The sequence below is a fragment of the Kitasatospora sp. NPDC057904 genome, from assembly GCF_042887925.1.
GTDB lineage: Bacteria > Actinomycetota > Actinomycetes > Streptomycetales > Streptomycetaceae > Kitasatospora.
This window is the reverse complement of record NZ_JBHVOL010000032.1, coordinates 66,052-81,606: the sequence shown is the minus strand read 5'-3', so window position 1 is coordinate 81,606 and position 15,555 is coordinate 66,052. Positions and strand designations below refer to the sequence as shown.

Below are 15,555 nucleotides of genomic sequence, written 5' to 3'. Positions count from 1 at the left end.
CAATGAAGACCGCCCCTGATCGAGCAGCAGCCCGCTACACTCCACCGCGCAGCCCTCTGAACAGGCAAAACGTCGAAGTCCTGCTGGAGTACTAGCCGGCACCGGTTGGGGCTGAGGTCAGCCCTCGGTGCCCACCGGGGCGAAGTCGCCGTCGGGGACCTTGTGGTCCAGGCGGCGGGTCAGGGTCTCGACGTTCGTCTGCGGGGCGAAGTCGCCGTCGGGGACGCTGTGGTCCAGCTGGCGGGTGAGGTTGGTGACCTCCGGGTCACCGGGCTTGAGGGTGGCGGTGCTCATGTGCCTCTCCAATCGGGTTGGCTTCTGCTCGCCGGGGTGGGTGAGCAGTCTTTCCGAGATCTTGCAGGTGATCGGCAGGGCCGCCCGATTGTGTGGGCTGGGCGGCCTGGCATCGCTGTTGTTCGCGGGAGACCGAGTTGGTACTAGGCTTCCGCTGCCACTGCGATGCCGTAGTCATGAAGTTACGGCCAGTGAATCCACGGTTCGACGGACTGCCAGTACGAGTTACCCGGACGATCGAGGCCAAGGGGGGCCTGGAATGGCTGCTCGGACACCACCGAGGCGTATCGAACCGCTGACTGGCAGTCAGTCCGAGGCCGTTCGGCTCCCCGAAGGGGTGATCTCTGGCTTCCTGTTCAAGGTCATCCGGGAGCAGATCCCGAAGACTCAAGACGAGTTGGCCATGGACCTAGGGGTCGACAAGAGCACCGTCCAGGGCTGGGAGTCCGGCCGTCGGCCGCTCTCCTCCACCAGGGCAGGGAACCTGGTGGTGCTGCGCCGGAAGCTGATCCTTCTGGGTGCGCCGGTTGGTCTGGTGGGTCTGATCAGCCTCGCGATGGACGCGGACTTCGTTCTCGGCGAGATACTGCGGTCACGGCCTACGAGGTCCGAGGTTCTGGAGCATCCGTTGGCCGGGTGGGTGCTTACCCGGGACACCACGCACATGATCGGGTGGGCTGTCAGCGGGGTTCTGCCCGGCGCTGTGGCCTCGGAGTTGAACATCCCTGCCGCCCGACGCGGGCCGGTCTCCACTGCGCCGCTCCTCGGGCAGGACGTGCGCTCGCGATTCTTCGACAACCTCCGGCACACTGCCGACCTGGTGGAAGCCGGGGGTGAGGAAACCGCGTTGCTCCGCAGACAAGTCTGGTACCTGTCCTCCTATGACCGGGCCCGCGATGTGGTCGAGTGGTTCGGCGGGATGCAGCGCCGAGGCCGGATTCCCTCGGCCGGCTCAGGGTGGTCGCCCCGCTGGGCCGAGGCTCGGTCGGTCGCGGCGGCACTGGCGCGGCAGGGAGATCCCGAGTTGCTCCGGGACTTCATCGCCCGCTCAATCACCGACAACGACGACTTCGAAAACGCAAACCTGAACTACTGGGCTCACTGGCTCGGGCTTGACTCACGTCCCCAGACCAGCGATGACTTTATGGCCGAGCACGAACGGCCGGCGTGGGACGCTTCCTCACTGCTGCGTCAGTTCGCCGTCCGGCTGGACCGCGCAGGCGAGTACACCGACCTGTACGTTCATTCGATCTGGGCACTCATGCTCGGCCGACGCGGCCTGGCCGACGCGGACCCCCGTACAGCCCGCGATCTGGCCGCACGAGTGCGCACGCTGCTCGAAAGTGACGGTCTTTCACAGCAGTCCCGCCGCGAGCTGGAGTCTGTGCACTACGGTCTGCGGGTAGGCGGCTACAGCAACAACCGGCCCAACAGCGAAGGACAGCGATGACGGACGACAAGCAGGCGAAGGGCACCGCGGGCTACCTGTTCGAGGCGGGCATGCTCAAGCGGGCGAAGCGCTCCGGCTGGTGGATCGCTGGGGTCAAGGACCCCGAGACGATTGCCGAGCACTCGTTCCGGACGGGTGTCGTTGGCGCGGTGCTCGCGATGATGGAGGGCGCCGACCCCGCCAAGGTCGCCCTGCTGTGCCTCTTCCACGACACCCAGGAGACCCGGGTCGGCGATATCCCGCACATCGGCCGCCGCTACCTCACCGCCGCCTCGAACGAACGCGTGACAGCCGACCAGGTCAGCGCGGCTCACCCTGCCGTCGTCGCCGGGGTTCAGGCGATCGTGGAGGAGTACGAAAACGCCGAGAGCCCGGAAGTCATCGTCGCCCACGATGCGGACAAGCTGGAGTGCCTGATTCAGGCCGTGGAGTACCGCGAGCAGGGGTATCAGAACGTTCAGCCGTGGATCGACAGCAGCCTTGGCAGCCTCAAGACCGAGTCAGCTCGCACCCTTGCTGAGGCCGCACTGACCATGACGTCCTTGGAGTGGCAGAGGGTCTACCTCGGGTGACGCTGCCGCCACCGGGCGATAAGCAGTCCGCTCGGCAAAGTGAGTTCATCGCCATGGCAGACGGCATAGACGCTATCCGCGCTCGGCTTGACCTGTAGGCGCTGGCCGTCTCGCTCGCACCCCCGCCTCGTTCCGGAGGCGGGGGTGCTGGAGTTTTGGGCTTGCAGCTCAAAAAAGAGAACGTACCCGCCGAGGGCCGCACTGCCGTTCTCGGCTCCGAGGCCGCGTACTACGTGCTGGACGACCCGAACATCTAGGCGGACAGGCTCTCCCGGTAGATCCGGCGGATCACGTACCGATTGTTCTTGGCTCGCGCTCGGCCCTTCACCTCCTGCGCCTTCAGCGACAGGATGTCCTGGGCCACCGCACCCGTTACGACCTGCGACTTCCGCAGAAGCAGGTCAACGTTCTTCACCGGCTCGGCTACCTTGCGAGCCACGGTTCAACTCGCCAGTCAGCAGCGCTCGCCCGCATCCTGGAGACGTAAGGTCGACTACATGCCCTGGATGGCTGACGCGAACGAGTGCGTGGCCCCGCTGCTCGGTCTGCCGCAGCTGCCGGTGGTGCCGTGGCCGGAGCCCTCCGACCTCGACGACCAGGACGAACGGGACGGCCTGCACTGGAAGACCCGCGCCGTCGTCGACTGGGCGGCCGGACGCCCGTTCGCCTGGGTCGATGACGAGATCACGGACACCGATCGGGTGTGGGTCGCCGCCCACCACGGCGGACACGCTCTCCTGCACCGCGTCGACGCCCGCCGCGGGCTGACCGACGGGGACTACGCGGCTCTCGACTCCTGGCTGCGGCACCTGCCCTGACGGCGTCGTGGCGGCGTCTCGGTGCAGGGCCGTCGCGGCCTGGCCGCATCGCGCGTAGACCATGCGCGTAGACACTCCTTGACCTGTGGGGTTGATCGCCCCTACGGTTCGTGGATCACGCAGACCCCACGCCGGTTCGACGGGCGAGTCGCGCCCTCCCGGCCTGCGGGAGAAGGAGCAGACCCTCATGCCCGAGAGCACCCTGACGTCCCGTGCGCGGAAGGTTCCCACCCTCGCCGTCGGCGTCGTCGTCGGCGCGGTGGTGGCCGGCGGCGGGCTGGCCGCGGCCGATGCCGCCGCGCCCCGGACGGACCGTCAGATCACCAACATGACGGACGAGGTGGCCAGGATCAAGGCGTACTACGGGGACACCGTCGACGCCAACGGGGAGCACTGGCCCTCTCCGGACAGCAACTACGCCGCCCAGGTCAAGGGCGTCGAGACCAAGGCCCGGAAGTACCTGGCACAGCAGATCAAGCACGACCGTGACGGCAAGAAGGCCATCGTCCTCGACGTCGACGACACCACGCTGTCGACGTACAACTACGAGCTCGAAACGACCTTCGTCTACAACCCGGCGAGCAACGCCCAGTACATCGCCACGAAGACCATGCCGGCCGTGTTCGGCATGAACGACCTGGCGACCTGGGCCCAGCAGCAGGGCTACACGGTCTTCTACATCACCGGCCGCCCGGAGGCCCAGCGCGCCGCCACCGCCGCCAACCTCGCGGCCGTCGGGTACCCGGTGGCGGACGAGGCGCACCTGTTCCTGAAGAACACGGCCTCGCCCGCGCCGTACCTGGCCTGCGGGGCGAAGTGCTCGGTGATCGAGTACAAGTCCGGCACCCGCGCCCACATCGAGGACCTGGGCTACGAGATCGTCGGCAACTTCGGGGACCAGCAGAGCGACCTGTCCGGCGGGCACGCGGACAAGGGCTTCAAGCTGCCGAACCCGATGTACTACCTGCCGTAGGGCGCGGAGCCGGCCGGGCCATCCTCCGTATTGCCGCCCGCGCGTCGCGATGTCTGAATGGACGGGAAACCGTCGTTCCGCAGGCCGGTAGGCCGGCAGGCGAGCACGTGAGCGGGCGAGCAGGTGCGCGGACGAGCGGGCGAGCGGATGAGGAGCCGTCGCATGCCAAGGGCCAGGGTCAACGGCGTCGATCTCTACTACGAGCTGGCGGGGGACGGCGACCCGCTCGTCCTGGTCCACGGCTCCTGGGGCGACCACTTCAACTGGGTGCCCGTCCTGCCGGCCCTCGCCGAGCGGCACCGGGTGCTGGTCTACGACCGGCGGGGGCACAGCGGGAGCGAGCGGCCGCCGGGGCAGGGCTCCCGGACGGAGGACGAGGACGACCTCGCGGCGCTGGTCGAGGAGCTCGGCCTCGCGCCGGCCCACGTCGCGGGGAACTCCTTCGGGGCGCCGACGGCGCTGGGCCTGGCCGCGCGGCGCCCCGGGCTGTTCCGGAGCCTCGTCGCCCACGAGCCGCCGCTGATGGGGATCGTGACGGCGGACGCGGGACGTGGGCCGGTTTCGCAGGACTCGCGGATGCAGGACATGCAGGCGAAGGTCGACTCGGTTCTCGCACACCTGCGCGCCGGTGAGACCTTCGAGGGCGCCCACCAGTTCGTGGAGGAGGTCGCCATCGGCCCGGGGGCGTGGGACGGGTTCCCGGAGGTCGTCCGGGAGACCTTCCTGACGAACGCCCCGACCTTCCTCGACGAGCAGGACGACCCCGGGTGGTCGTCCCTCGATCTCGACGGGCTGTCCGGCTACCGGGGCCCGGCCCTGCTGACCACGGGCACGGTGAGCCCGCCCTGGTTCCCGGTCATCATCGCCCGGCTCGCCGAGACGCTGCCCCAGGCGCAGGTGCGGCAGCTGGTCGGGGCCGGGCACATCCCGCACGTCACCCATCCCGCCGAGTACGTGCAGAACCTGACCGGCTTCATCGAGGCCCACACCTGAGGCTGCCGACGCGCGCCCCCTGGGGTGGTCGTGGCCGGACACGCCCAGGGGGCGCACCACCATTGCGTCCGGGGGCGCGCGCCGGGCACCGGCGACCTCGGGCCGGCCCGGCCGTGGGTGAACGGACCGACGGCCCGGGTGAGTTGTGGTCCGCTGCCGCCGCGATCCGGGAATCGGGCCGCCGTGGCGCTCGTCGCCGTACCGTCGGTGCCGCTCGTCGTGGCGGTCGGATCGGCACCCGACCGATACCCGGTGCGGGGCGTCCCGGACGTGCGTCCCGACCTGGCACGTGCCGTCCCGGCCGATCGGTGTTAGGGAGCCTCGCGAGCGGGCAACGGTGTGGTGGGGGCACGTGCTCGGAGGTGGCGGCGATGGACGGGCAGGGGCTTTCCCACCGGGAGCTGCGGATTCTGGCGGAGATCGAGAAGGAGCTGCGGGCGGACGGCCGCCTCGACCGCGCCCTGCGCACGATGCGGCGCGGGCCGGGCTGGCTGCTCGTCCGCGCGCTGCGGGCGGTCGTGCGCGTGCCGGCCTCCGTCCTGTCGGTGCTGCTGGCGCTGTCGGCGGGCCTGGCCCTGGTGAGCGCGGACGCGAACTCACCCGACGTCCTGGCCGCCTTCTCCCTGGTGTGGGTGCCGACGTTCGTCCTGTCGGCGGCGCGGCTCATCGCGTGGCGGTGGCGCACCGGCGCGCGACGGCCCGGCCGCTGACCGGTCCCGGAGCTCGCCCACCACGGCCCACGCGACCGACACCACCGGCACCGCGACCACCGCGCCCAGCACGCCCGCCAGGACGGCGCCGCCGATCACCGACAGCGCCACCGCCACCGGGTGGATCCGCACCGACCAGCTCATCACGAGCGGGTGCAGCAGGTGGCCCTCGATCTGACCGATGACGACGATCAGCGCGAGCACCAGCAGCGCGACCACCGGACCGCGCGCCGCCAGGGCCACCAGTGCGGCGACGGCCAGCGCGATCGGCGAGCCGATCAGCGGCACGAGCGCCGCGACGAACTCCAGGACCATCAGCGGCAGCACCAGCGGCACCCGCAGGACGGCGAGCGCGATGCCCACCAGAACGGCGTTGACGGCCGCCACGATCAGCACTCCGCGGGTGTACCCGGCGAAGGTGCGCCAGGCCGCGCGCCCGGCCCGCGCCCACACCGGCTGGGCCCGGCCGGGGAGTTGGTGCTGCGCCCAGGACCACATCCGGTGGCCGGAGTGCAGGAAGAACACCGAGCAGAACACCGCGAGCGCGAGCCCGGTGACGAACTCGACGGCCCGGCTGGCGCCGCTGAGCGCGGTGTTGACGAGCGCCGAGCGGTGGGCGGTGATCCACTCGCCGATCTTCGCGCGGAGGTCGGTGACGGTGCCGGGCCGGAGGTGGAAGGGCGCGCCGGTCAGCCAGTGGTCGATCCGGCCGAGGCCGCCGCGCAGTTCGGCGCCGAGCCGGCTCCACTCGTCGGCGACGGTCGTGCCGACGAGCGCCAGGACCCCGCCCATGACCACGGCGGCGCACACGAAGGCGAGCAGCACGGCCAGGGAACGCGGGAGCACCCGGGCGATGAGGTCGACGAGCGGCCGCAGGACGGACGTGATGACCAGCGCCACGAACACCGCGACCACGGGCACTTCGAGCTGGGCGAGGACGGTCACGACGAGGTAGGCCGTGACGCCCAGCAGGACCAGCCGCCACGCGTACCCGGCGGCGGTCCGCAGCCCGGGCGGGACGCCGTCCCCGGAGGCCGACGGCAGGGCCCGGGGCGGCGCCACCCGGGGCCGGCGGCTGCCGAGCGGCGTGGGACGCCGGGGCGGTCGGGCACCGTTCACTCCCACGGACCGCCTCCCTGACGTCGGCCGGGCTCCGTCCGGTCCTCTCGGGTGCCCCGGCGGGCGCACCGGAAACGGCTGCGCCCGGCGCCGTGGCGGCCCCAGGTGTACCGCCCGACCGGCGCCCCCGCCCCGCGTGCAACGCCGACGCCCGCCGGATCAGCGCTCCGGACCACCCGTTCGCCGCAGCTCGGGCGCCGGTCTCCGAGAGCGGAACGCGTCCACGGAGGATCTCAGTCCTGGAAGGTCCATTCGTTCAGCACGTCGAGGTTGCGGAACACCGGCGGTCCGTCGCACAGAGTCGCGAGCTGGGCGGCGAACTCCGTCGTCTCCGGGCGGTTGGAGTTCTCCATCGCCTGTTCGTACGAGGGGAACTCGACGATGTTCAGGTAGACGTTCCCCTGGTCGCGGTCACGGGTCTGCAGGGACCGGGTCGCTATGCGGTTGCCCGCGTTCTTCTCGACCCAGTTGTCGAGCAGGGCGTTGAACTCGTCGATGCGGGTCGTCTTGTACTCGATGATCTGGATGAAGCTCACGTCAGGGCTCCTCGTCTCAGCGGCAGGGAGGGCGGCTGTCCGCCACGTCCAGCGTCGCCCTGGCACCCGGGCCCTGCAAGGCAGGCGGCTTCGAGGGGGCGCCGCACACCCGCGTCGGTGGGCAGGACAGGATGGGCGCATGACCGAGACGCACACGTGGAGCCACGACGGGACCGAGCTGGCCTGGCTGCAGGCTGCCCTGGAGCGGCCCGGGCAGCGCGAGGGACACGTCGTGGGCGAGCTCGTACCGGGCGGGTTCGGCGCGTACCTGCGGGTGTTCCACCGGTTCGACGCCTCGGACGGGTCGGGCCGCACCCGGTCCTGGCGGGAGCGGGCCGAGGCGGCGGGCCGGCCGTTCCACGCCGAGATGAGCCACGGACCGCTGCTGCAGGACGCCGACGGCCCCGACGCCGACGTCCGGTGGCTGGCGGATTCGGGGCAGCCCGACGTCGGGACCCGCCGGGCGCTGGCGCGCTGCCTCGGCCGGGTGACGGGTGAGCAGTCAGTCCTCTTCGCCTACGACCTGGCGGCCCTGCTGTGGGGCGCGCCGGAGCCGCTGGTCAGGCGTTCGCCGCTGGCCGGGCTGGACTCCGCGCGGCCCTACGTGGCGGCCGAGGTCGGGCTCGATGCGGAGTACGAGGAGATCACCGGGCCCGAGTTCTGGTGGCCGGAGGACCGGAGCTGGGTCGTCACCAGCGACTACGACCTGCTGTCCACGTACGTCGGGTGCTCGGCCGAGGCGGCCGCGCTGATCCTCGCGGACGACGGGATCGAGGCGCTGCCCGTCACCCCGGGCACCCGGGTCGACTTCGCCGCCGACGACGCGAACAGCCGCTGAACCACGGGGCAGCTGCGCTACTGCGGGCGGATGATGACCACCGGGCAGGCCGCGTGCTGGGCGCAGCGCGTGCTCACCGAGCCGAGCAGGGCCCGGGTGAAGCCGCTGTGGCCGTGGCTGCCGACGACCAGCAGTTCGGCGCCGCGTGCCGCGTCCAGGAGCACGTCGGAGGGGTCGCCCATCACCATCGTCCGCCGGATCTGCACCGGCACGTCCACGCCGAGCACCTCGTCCAGCTCGTCGTGGAACCGCCGCTCGGCGAGGTCCCGGTCGAAGGACGTGTCGACCACGGGCGCGGACCAGCCGAAGTGGCTCGGCGGCTCCCACGCGCCCACCGCGTCGACGACCCCGCCGATCAGCTCGGCGTGCCGGACCGCCCAGCGCAGCGCGGCGCGCGACGGCTGCGAGCCGTCGACGCCGACCACGACGCGGGGAACGGAGTCGTTCGCGTTCATCTGTACCGTCCTGTCGGTCGTTGCCCGGTCCGTCGTTGCCCCACGCACCACGGTGCGTGCCGCCGCACGCCGCCGCCAGTACGGCCCGGCACCCGGGTGACGACGGTGCGGTGGCCCGGCGGGTGATCGAATCCGGATACGGGAGGGGGCCGAAGACTGCCGGGTTCTGGCAGTGTGCGGTGATCGCGCCCTTGACACGATCTTGACGGCGCCCGCGCACGAACGGTGGTGGGCGGTGACGGGGGACGGAAGGAACGGAACGGTGGGGGTTGTCGTCGTGGACGACGGGCGCCCGGTCGGCGCGGCGGTCGGTGAGCGGCGTTGTACGATGCGCGTCGTCGACCGCGCTGTGGGGGAATCGGGGGGCGCATGGACGGCGAAACGCCGTTGACGGGACGTCGGCGGAGCGACCGGGCCCAGGGGGACACCAGGCTGACGGGCGTCCTGCTGGTCGTCGTCGGCCTGCTGACGGCCGCGGCGGCGCTGCGGTCCGACGGCGGGCTGCTCGGCACGGCCACGGCCGGGCCGGTGCGCACCATCGGCTTCGTGGTCCTGCTCGGGATCGGCTGGGCGGTGCTGATCGGCCGGTTCGCGGTGCGCTTCCGGGAGGAGGTCCGGACCCTCATCGGGCCGACGCCGCGGACCGAGCGCCTGCGGGAGGCGGCGATGGTGTTGCTGCCGCTGGCCGCCCTCGGGGTGCCGGCGCTGATGCTGGTCCTCAACAGCCGCACGGGCGGCGACCACGGCTTCACGCCGCAGCTGCCGCCGCAACTGCTGCCGACCCTCACCGCGACGCCGCCGCCTCCGTCGAAGGAGACGGACGACGGCGAGCTCATGCTCCTGCCCGGGCTCCTGTTCGTTGTGCTGGGGCTGGCGATGGCCGTCGTGCTCGTGGCCGTGATCGTCCTGCTGCTGCGTCAGCGCGGCCGCCTGCGCCGCCGGAAGGCCCCGGTGTTGCTGCCCGCCGCGCCGCCGCCGTCCCCGGAGGACGTCCTCGCCGAGGCCGTCGTGTCCGCCCGCACGGCGCTGACCGGTGACGACGCGCGGGCGGCCGTGATCGCCTGCTTCGTCGCCATGGAAGGCTCGCTCGCCGCCGCCGGCGTGTCCCGGCGCGACTCCGACAGCCCGACGGAACTGGTGGAACGTGCGCTGTCCCACCAGAGCATCGACCCAGGCCAGGCACACGCGCTCACCGCGCTGTACCGGGAGGCCAGGTACTCGACGCACCCGATGGACGACGGTCACGTGCGCCGGGCCCGGGCGGCCCTGGACACCATCGGCGCGGCGCTCGCAGCCGCACTCACCGAGGGCACACCCGCGCGGCCGGAGTCGACGGAGCCGACGGAGCCGACGGAGCCGACGCCCGCCGGCGCGGCAGGCCCGGCAGGCCCGACAGGCCCGACAGGCCCGACAGGCCCGACAGGACACGGCCGATGAGAATCCCGCAGACGCGGACACCCGGAGACCCGGCCGACGGGTTCGCCGCGCCCGGCTCCGTCCGGCACAGCCTGATCGAGCTGACCGTGACCGCCGTCCTCGCCGAACCGCTCCTCGCCCTGGTCGGCGGCCTGCCCGGGGCCGGGGCCGGCGCCGTCCTGCTGACCGCCACCGCCCTCGTCACCGCCCGGTACGTGGCCGGCGCGGGCGCCCTGGAGACGATCCTGCGCCGCCGGCCCCGGCTGATGGAGGCGCACGAGCCCGGCCTCGGGGACTGGCGCTGGACCGTCGGCCAGGCCACCGACCCCCAGGGCGACTGCAGGCCGCTGCGCACCCGCCTCCAACGGCTCTACGCCGTACGGCTGTCGGAGGCCCACGGCCTGCGGCTGCCGGCCGATCGCGACCGGGCCGCCGAACTGGTCGGCCCCCGGCTCTGGCCCTGGGTCGATCCCGAGGCGCCGGCCCCGGCCGCGACCGTCCCGGCCCCGGTCCTGCGCGCTCTCGTCGACCGGCTGGAGTCCCTGTGACGGTCCAGCCGTCCCCCTGAGGCACGTTGACGGCGCCGCACCCCGCGCCGGATCCTTCGCATCCCACCATCCACGAACAGTCTTGCAGGAGAGCCATGTCCGTCCTACCTCAGGCCCCCGCCGCACTCGACGGCGCGCACACCCCGGCCGAACCGGCGGTGGCGATACCGGTGCTGACCCCGAAGGAGGCCGGCGACCGCGCCCTCGCGGTGCTCGCGGAGATCGAACGGGCCGTCGTCGGCAAGCCGGAGGCGCTGCGCCTGGTCATGCTCGGCGCCCTGGCCGGCGGCCACGTCCTGATCGAGGACCTGCCCGGACTCGGCAAGACCCTGCTGGCGCGCTCGTTCGCGACCACCCTCGGCCTGGACTTCCGCCGGATCCAGTTCACCCCCGACCTGCTGCCCTCGGACGTCACCGGCGCCCCCTTCTACGACCGGAACACCGGCGAGATGGTGTTCCGCCCCGGCCCGCTGTTCACCCAGCTCCTGCTCGCCGACGAGATCAACCGCACCCCGCCGAAGACCCAGGCCGCGCTGCTGGAGGCGATGGCCGAGGGCCAGGTGTCCGTCGACGGCGAGACCCGCCGCCTGCCGCACCCCTTCCTGGTGATCGCCACCGCCAACCCGATCGAGTACGAGGGCACGTACGCGCTCCCCGAGGCGCAGCTCGACCGTTTCCTGCTCCGTGTGCGGATGGGCTACCTCCCCACCGTCACGGAGGCGGCGATGCTGCGCGCCCGGCTCGACCGCGCGGCGCCGGAGGCGGTGCTGGACGCCGTGAGCAGCCCGTCGGAACTGCTGGCCATGCGCGCGGCGGTGGAGCGGGTCGAGGTCGACGACGACCTGGTCGACTACGTCATCGCGCTGGTCGACGCGACCCGCAACGACCAGCAGATCCAGGTCGGCGCCTCGCCCCGCGGCGGCCTCGCGCTGATCCAGCTGGCCCGGGCACGGGCGATGCTGGAGGGCCGCGATTACCTGACCCCGGAGGACGTCAAGGCGCTCGCCGTCCCCGCGCTCGCCCACCGCATCACCCTCGCACCGGAGTTGTGGGTGCGCCAGATCGAGGCCGACGACGTCGTGCGGCGACTGGTCGACGCCGTCCCGGCGCCGCAGACCCTGCCCCGCGCGGCCAGTTCGTGAACCGCGCACCGCATCCGGGGGAGTCCGCCACCCGGTCCACCGTCCGGTCCACCGCCGGGGCCGCCGGCGCCCGGCCCGTCGTCGTCGGCAGGCCCGTCGGTGCCCGGCTGGTCGACGGCCTGCCGAGCAGCCCGCCCCCGCCGCACTGGCGCGCCGGTGAGCAGACGCTGCGCCTGCTCACCGTGGCCACCGCCGCGGCCGTCGCCGCGCTGCTCACCGGCCACGCGTGGCTGCTCGCCCTGGCGGCCGGGCCCGCCGTCCTGCTCGCCCTCGCCGCCCCGGGGCGCACCCGGCCGACCGAGCTGTCCGCGGACAGCACCGCCGAGCCGCGCCGCTGCTTCGAGGGCGAGCCCGTCACCGTGCACGTCACCGTCCGGCACGACGGACGGACCGGCCGGCTCGACCCCACCCTGGCGCTCGGCCCCGGCGTCACGCTGGACGCCCTCAGCGTCACCGCGACCGGCGTGGACCTGGTCGTCCACGCCGACAGCTGGGGCCGCTGGCAGCTCGGCGTGATCGACGTCGACGTCCACGACGCGGGCGGCCTGACCCGGCGCACCGTGCGCAACGACCTCGGCACGGTGGACGTCTTCCCGGTGCCCAGCGCGGCCCACCTCACCCCGATCCCGGTCCGGCTGCCGGAGCGGATCGGCGAGCACACCACCGCGCACGAGGGCACCGGCACCGAGGTGATCGGCGTGCGCCCGCACGTGCCGGGCGAGCGGCAGCGGCGCATCCACTGGCCGTCGACGACCCGCCGCGACGCCGTCCAGATCAACCAGTTCACCGCCGAGCGCGCCGCCGACGCGGTCGTCCTGCTGGACACCCTGGCCGACTTCCGCGACGCCACCACCGGACTGCGCAGCCTCGACGAGACGCTGCGCGCCGCCACCGGACTGACCCGCTCCTACCTGCGCCGGCACGACCGGATCGGCCTCGTCGCGGTCGGCGGGACGCTGCGCTGGCTCAACGCGGGCAGCGGGGACCGGCAGTTCTACCGCATGGTGGAGAGCGTGCTGGAGGTCCGTCAGGACCGCCCCCAGCGCGGCGCCGCCGTACCCCGCATCCCGCTGCCGGTCCTGCCCGGCCACGCCCTGGTGTACGCGTTCACTCCGCTCGCCGACCAGCGGATCCTCGACGTGCTCGGCCAGGTGCGCGAACGCGGCAACCCGCTGGTCGTGGTCGAGGTCCCGGCCGGCGAACCGGCCGCGCGCCCGGACGACGAGACCGACGCCCTCGCCCTGCGCCTGTGGCACGCCGAACGCGAGGCGATGCGCTCGACGCTGCGCGGGCGCGGCATCCCGGTGGCCCGCCACACGCCGGGCGAGACGCTCGACCTGGCACTCGCGCCGCTGCTGCGTCGCACGATCACGGGAGCGGCCCGATGACCCCGACGACCTCCATGACTCCGACGACCCCGACGGCCTCGACGACTCCGGCACCGCCTGTGAGTGCGACGGAAGCGGCACCCCCGCCCGGCGCCGTCCGGTGGGCCCCGCGGCTCGAACGGGCCGTCCTGCGGGGCACCGGCGCCGCCCTGGCCCTCGCCGCGGTCGGACTCCCCGGCAGCGGTGGCGCGACCGACCGGTTCGGGCCCGCGGCGGCCGTCGTCGCCACCGGCCTCGCGCTCTGGGCCGCGCCGCCGCAGGACGACCCGCCGAGCCGGCCGGCGACCTGGCCCGCGCGCCTCGCCGCGTCCCGCACGACCCTCCTCGCCGCCGGTGCGGTGGTGCTCGCCGCACTGTGCGAGCCACGAGTGTGGCAGGCGCTCGCGGTGACCGTCCTCCTCGCGGCCTACCTGCTGCTCCTCGACGCGTTCGGCCCGCAGCGCCGGACCGTCCGCCCGGCCGCGGCCTGTGCCGCCGTCGCGGCGTCGCTGCTGGTGCTGCCGGTGGCCTTCGCGCCGACCGGGGCGGGGGAGTGGTCGCGCCCGATCGCGCTGCTGGGCGTGGCGGCCGCGGCCTGGGGCGTGGGCCTCGGGCTGCGCCCGTCCGCGTCGTCCGAGACCGCCACGTCCGAGACCACCGCGTCCGAGACCACCGCGTCCGCGACGGCCGAGGACGGGACCTCCGAGGCGGCCGCCCGTAGGTGAGCCCGGTGCTTGCCGACGCCCGCCGGTGCCACGGCACCAGGGTCAGTGCTCGGCCAATTCGAGGGCCCGCTCGGCGAGCCACAAGTCGTGGACGGACGTGGGGGAGCGGACCAGCGAGCGCTGCAGCAACTCCTCGGCCCTGGCCAGGCGTTTGCGGACGGCCGAGGGCGAGACGGACAGCGCCTCGGCCGTCGGCACGAGGCGGGCGTCCAGGTGCAGCCAGGTGGCGAGCGTCTGCGCCACGGCCGTCGGGGCGTCGGGTCCGTGGAGCGGCCGGAGCTGCCGCTCGGCCCAGGCCTCGACGCGGGGCAGGGCGAGGAGGTCGTCGAGGGCGGGTGCCGGTCGGTCGTCGCCCGGGGCGTCGTCGGTGCAGTGGGGAGCGGCCGGGGCCGCGTGCAGGGCGAGCGCCAGGGCGGACCGGTTGGCGAGCCGGGCCAGGTCCAGCTGGAGCAGCTCCTGGACGGACGCCAGGCGGGCGGCCAGGGTGTTGCGGTGGATCCTCAGGTGGGCCGCCGCGCCGGAGGAGAACCGCAGCCAGGAGGAGGCGGTGGCCAACAGCTCGGCGCCGTCCGGGTCCTGGAGGCGCCTGGGGCGGTGGAGCCTGAGGGGCGACAGGAAGGTATCCGCCCACACCGCTGCGGCCGTCCCGATGGTGAGCGGGAGGTCCTGGTCGGAGGCGAAGGTCGCGAGCCGGTCGGGGCGGTGGCGCGCGGCGGCCAGCGCGTGGAACGCCTGCGCGTAGCCCGTGACGGTCTCCCGCAGGGGCACGGCGTTGCTGACTCCGATCCGGCAGGCGTGCGCCGCCGTGGGCCGGGCGGTGGCCCAGGCCGGGAGGGAGGGCGCCGCGGGTGCGAGGACGATCATGTGGTCGCTGTAGACGGGGCACGGCACGGCCCACGCGCCGCCGCCCGACGCGGCGAGCCGGTGCGCCACCTCGTCTCGCGCACCGCGCCGACCCTCGACGACGTACACCTGCACCACTTCGGGCAGCGCGGGTTGCAGAGCGCCGGAGATCTGGCGCGCTGTGGCGGTCTGACCGTTCATCAGCAGCTGGAGGACCGCCTCCCGGACCCGGTCGTCGGCCGCGCGCAGCCGGCGCTGACGGCGGCGGACGTCCTCCGCCTGCCACGCGAGGCCGAGTACGGACGCGGCGTCCGCGACGAGGGCCGGCAGCCCGGGCGGGGCCGGGCGCGGCGCCACGACGGCGAGGAGGGGCGTCTCCCCGGTGTCGTCGAGGGTCAGCACGAGGCCGGTGAGGCCGCCCTCGTCGACGGCGACGGACCGCAGCCTCCGGCCGGCGATCTCGCGCGCCCCGCGCAGGCAGAGCCCGTGCGCGGCGCTCCCCGGCGGCGGCGCGGCCGGACTGGCCGGGGTGCCCGACCGGTTCAGCAGGAAGGCGACCGTCCCGGTGCGGTGGGCCAGCCGGCGGAGCACCTGCGCCGTCCCGCCCTTGCGGGCGGCGCGGTACAGCGCGAGGATGTCGTCCGCCCGTTCGGCCTGTCGAGCCCCGGTCAAAACCCGAGTGTTGTCGACCTTCATGCCATTCCCCCCGGAACGTTCGGTACGTCACTCCGCAGAATACACGCGGTGGTAATTCGG

Annotated in this window: 17 protein-coding genes and 1 pseudogene; 12 read left to right on the top strand and 6 right to left on the bottom strand. The window is 73.4% G+C overall.

Features of this window, described 5'->3' with window-relative positions; genetic code table 11:
- Positions 1–117: 117 nt before the first annotated feature.
- Positions 118–294 carry a hypothetical protein gene (locus ACFVSN_RS41120; protein WP_387958587.1) on the bottom strand — a complete coding sequence of 59 codons (177 nt, stop codon included), beginning with the start codon at positions 292–294 and terminating at the stop codon, positions 118–120.
- A gap of 337 nt (positions 295–631) precedes the next feature.
- On the opposite strand from ACFVSN_RS41120, the gene ACFVSN_RS41115 reads away from it, so the two are divergent.
- A complete protein-coding gene (locus ACFVSN_RS41115) occupies positions 632–1,744 on the top strand; it encodes a helix-turn-helix domain-containing protein (RefSeq protein WP_387958585.1) in 1,113 nt (370 codons plus the stop codon).
- Positions 1,741–2,316, top strand: a complete 576-nt coding sequence (locus tag ACFVSN_RS41110) for an HD family hydrolase (RefSeq protein WP_380445732.1) — start codon at positions 1,741–1,743, stop codon at positions 2,314–2,316. The genes ACFVSN_RS41115 and ACFVSN_RS41110 overlap by 4 nt, the downstream gene beginning before the upstream one ends.
- A gap of 253 nt (positions 2,317–2,569) precedes the next feature.
- Here ACFVSN_RS41110 and ACFVSN_RS41105 read toward each other — a convergent pair whose 3' ends face one another.
- On the bottom strand, positions 2,570–2,731 hold the full coding sequence (locus ACFVSN_RS41105; protein WP_387958583.1) for a hypothetical protein: 162 nt from the start codon (positions 2,729–2,731) through the stop codon (positions 2,570–2,572).
- Between the two features lie 88 nt (positions 2,732–2,819).
- On the opposite strand from ACFVSN_RS41105, the pseudogene ACFVSN_RS41100 reads away from it, so the two are divergent.
- The 4 genes and pseudogenes from ACFVSN_RS41100 to ACFVSN_RS41085 all read left to right on the top strand — a co-directional run.
- A pseudogene (locus tag ACFVSN_RS41100) lies at positions 2,820–3,134 on the top strand (hypothetical protein); the annotation flags it as partial.
- A 187-nt stretch (positions 3,135–3,321) separates the two neighbouring features.
- The gene (locus ACFVSN_RS41095) at positions 3,322–4,107 is read left to right on the top strand and encodes an HAD family acid phosphatase (protein WP_387958581.1); all 786 of its coding nucleotides are present in this window, start codon (positions 3,322–3,324) and stop codon (positions 4,105–4,107) included.
- Positions 4,108–4,269: 162 nt separating this feature from the next.
- Positions 4,270–5,100 carry an alpha/beta fold hydrolase gene (locus ACFVSN_RS41090; RefSeq protein ID WP_387958580.1) on the top strand — a complete coding sequence of 277 codons (831 nt, stop codon included), beginning with the start codon at positions 4,270–4,272 and terminating at the stop codon, positions 5,098–5,100.
- A gap of 371 nt (positions 5,101–5,471) precedes the next feature.
- Positions 5,472–5,810 carry a hypothetical protein gene (locus ACFVSN_RS41085; RefSeq protein ID WP_380491939.1) on the top strand — a complete coding sequence of 113 codons (339 nt, stop codon included), beginning with the start codon at positions 5,472–5,474 and terminating at the stop codon, positions 5,808–5,810.
- Here ACFVSN_RS41085 and ACFVSN_RS41080 read toward each other — a convergent pair.
- Both ACFVSN_RS41080 and ACFVSN_RS41075 read right to left on the bottom strand, forming a co-directional pair.
- Entirely contained in the window at positions 5,697–6,935 is a 1,239-nt protein-coding gene (locus ACFVSN_RS41080) for an AI-2E family transporter (RefSeq protein WP_380445726.1), read from the bottom strand. The genes ACFVSN_RS41085 and ACFVSN_RS41080 overlap by 114 nt on opposite strands.
- Before the next feature lie 227 nt (positions 6,936–7,162).
- Positions 7,163–7,465: a hypothetical protein gene (locus tag ACFVSN_RS41075; RefSeq protein ID WP_387958578.1), complete on the bottom strand. Its 303-nt coding sequence runs from the start codon at positions 7,463–7,465 to the stop codon at positions 7,163–7,165.
- Positions 7,466–7,604: 139 nt separating this feature from the next.
- Between ACFVSN_RS41075 and ACFVSN_RS41070 the strand changes: the two genes are divergently transcribed.
- On the top strand, positions 7,605–8,303 hold the full coding sequence (locus ACFVSN_RS41070) for a hypothetical protein (protein ID WP_387958576.1): 699 nt from the start codon (positions 7,605–7,607) through the stop codon (positions 8,301–8,303).
- Positions 8,304–8,320: 17 nt separating this feature from the next.
- Here ACFVSN_RS41070 and ACFVSN_RS41065 read toward each other — a convergent pair whose 3' ends face one another.
- Positions 8,321–8,758, bottom strand: coding sequence for a universal stress protein (locus ACFVSN_RS41065; protein WP_380445723.1), 438 nt, complete (start codon positions 8,756–8,758; stop codon positions 8,321–8,323).
- A gap of 369 nt (positions 8,759–9,127) precedes the next feature.
- Between ACFVSN_RS41065 and ACFVSN_RS41060 the strand changes: the two genes are divergently transcribed.
- The 5 genes from ACFVSN_RS41060 (at position 9,128) to ACFVSN_RS41040 (ending at position 13,956) form a co-directional block, all read left to right on the top strand.
- Positions 9,128–10,195, top strand: a complete 1,068-nt coding sequence (locus tag ACFVSN_RS41060) for a DUF4129 domain-containing protein (protein WP_387958574.1) — start codon at positions 9,128–9,130, stop codon at positions 10,193–10,195.
- Positions 10,192–10,722 (top strand): hypothetical protein, encoded by a 531-nt coding sequence (locus tag ACFVSN_RS41055; RefSeq protein ID WP_380445721.1) that lies wholly within the window; start codon positions 10,192–10,194, stop codon positions 10,720–10,722. Before ACFVSN_RS41060 ends, ACFVSN_RS41055 begins: the two co-directional genes overlap by 4 nt.
- Positions 10,723–10,817: 95 nt before the next feature.
- A complete protein-coding gene (locus ACFVSN_RS41050) occupies positions 10,818–11,864 on the top strand; it encodes an AAA family ATPase (RefSeq protein ID WP_387958572.1) in 1,047 nt (348 codons plus the stop codon).
- Positions 11,861–13,252: a DUF58 domain-containing protein gene (locus tag ACFVSN_RS41045; RefSeq protein ID WP_387958571.1), complete on the top strand. Its 1,392-nt coding sequence runs from the start codon at positions 11,861–11,863 to the stop codon at positions 13,250–13,252. The genes ACFVSN_RS41050 and ACFVSN_RS41045 overlap by 4 nt, the downstream gene beginning before the upstream one ends.
- A gap of 59 nt (positions 13,253–13,311) precedes the next feature.
- Positions 13,312–13,956: a hypothetical protein gene (locus ACFVSN_RS41040; protein ID WP_387958569.1), complete on the top strand. Its 645-nt coding sequence runs from the start codon at positions 13,312–13,314 to the stop codon at positions 13,954–13,956.
- A gap of 42 nt (positions 13,957–13,998) precedes the next feature.
- Here ACFVSN_RS41040 and ACFVSN_RS41035 read toward each other — a convergent pair whose 3' ends face one another.
- The gene (locus ACFVSN_RS41035) at positions 13,999–15,471 is read right to left on the bottom strand and encodes a helix-turn-helix domain-containing protein (protein ID WP_387958567.1); all 1,473 of its coding nucleotides are present in this window, start codon (positions 15,469–15,471) and stop codon (positions 13,999–14,001) included.
- Positions 15,472–15,555 lie beyond the last annotated feature (84 nt).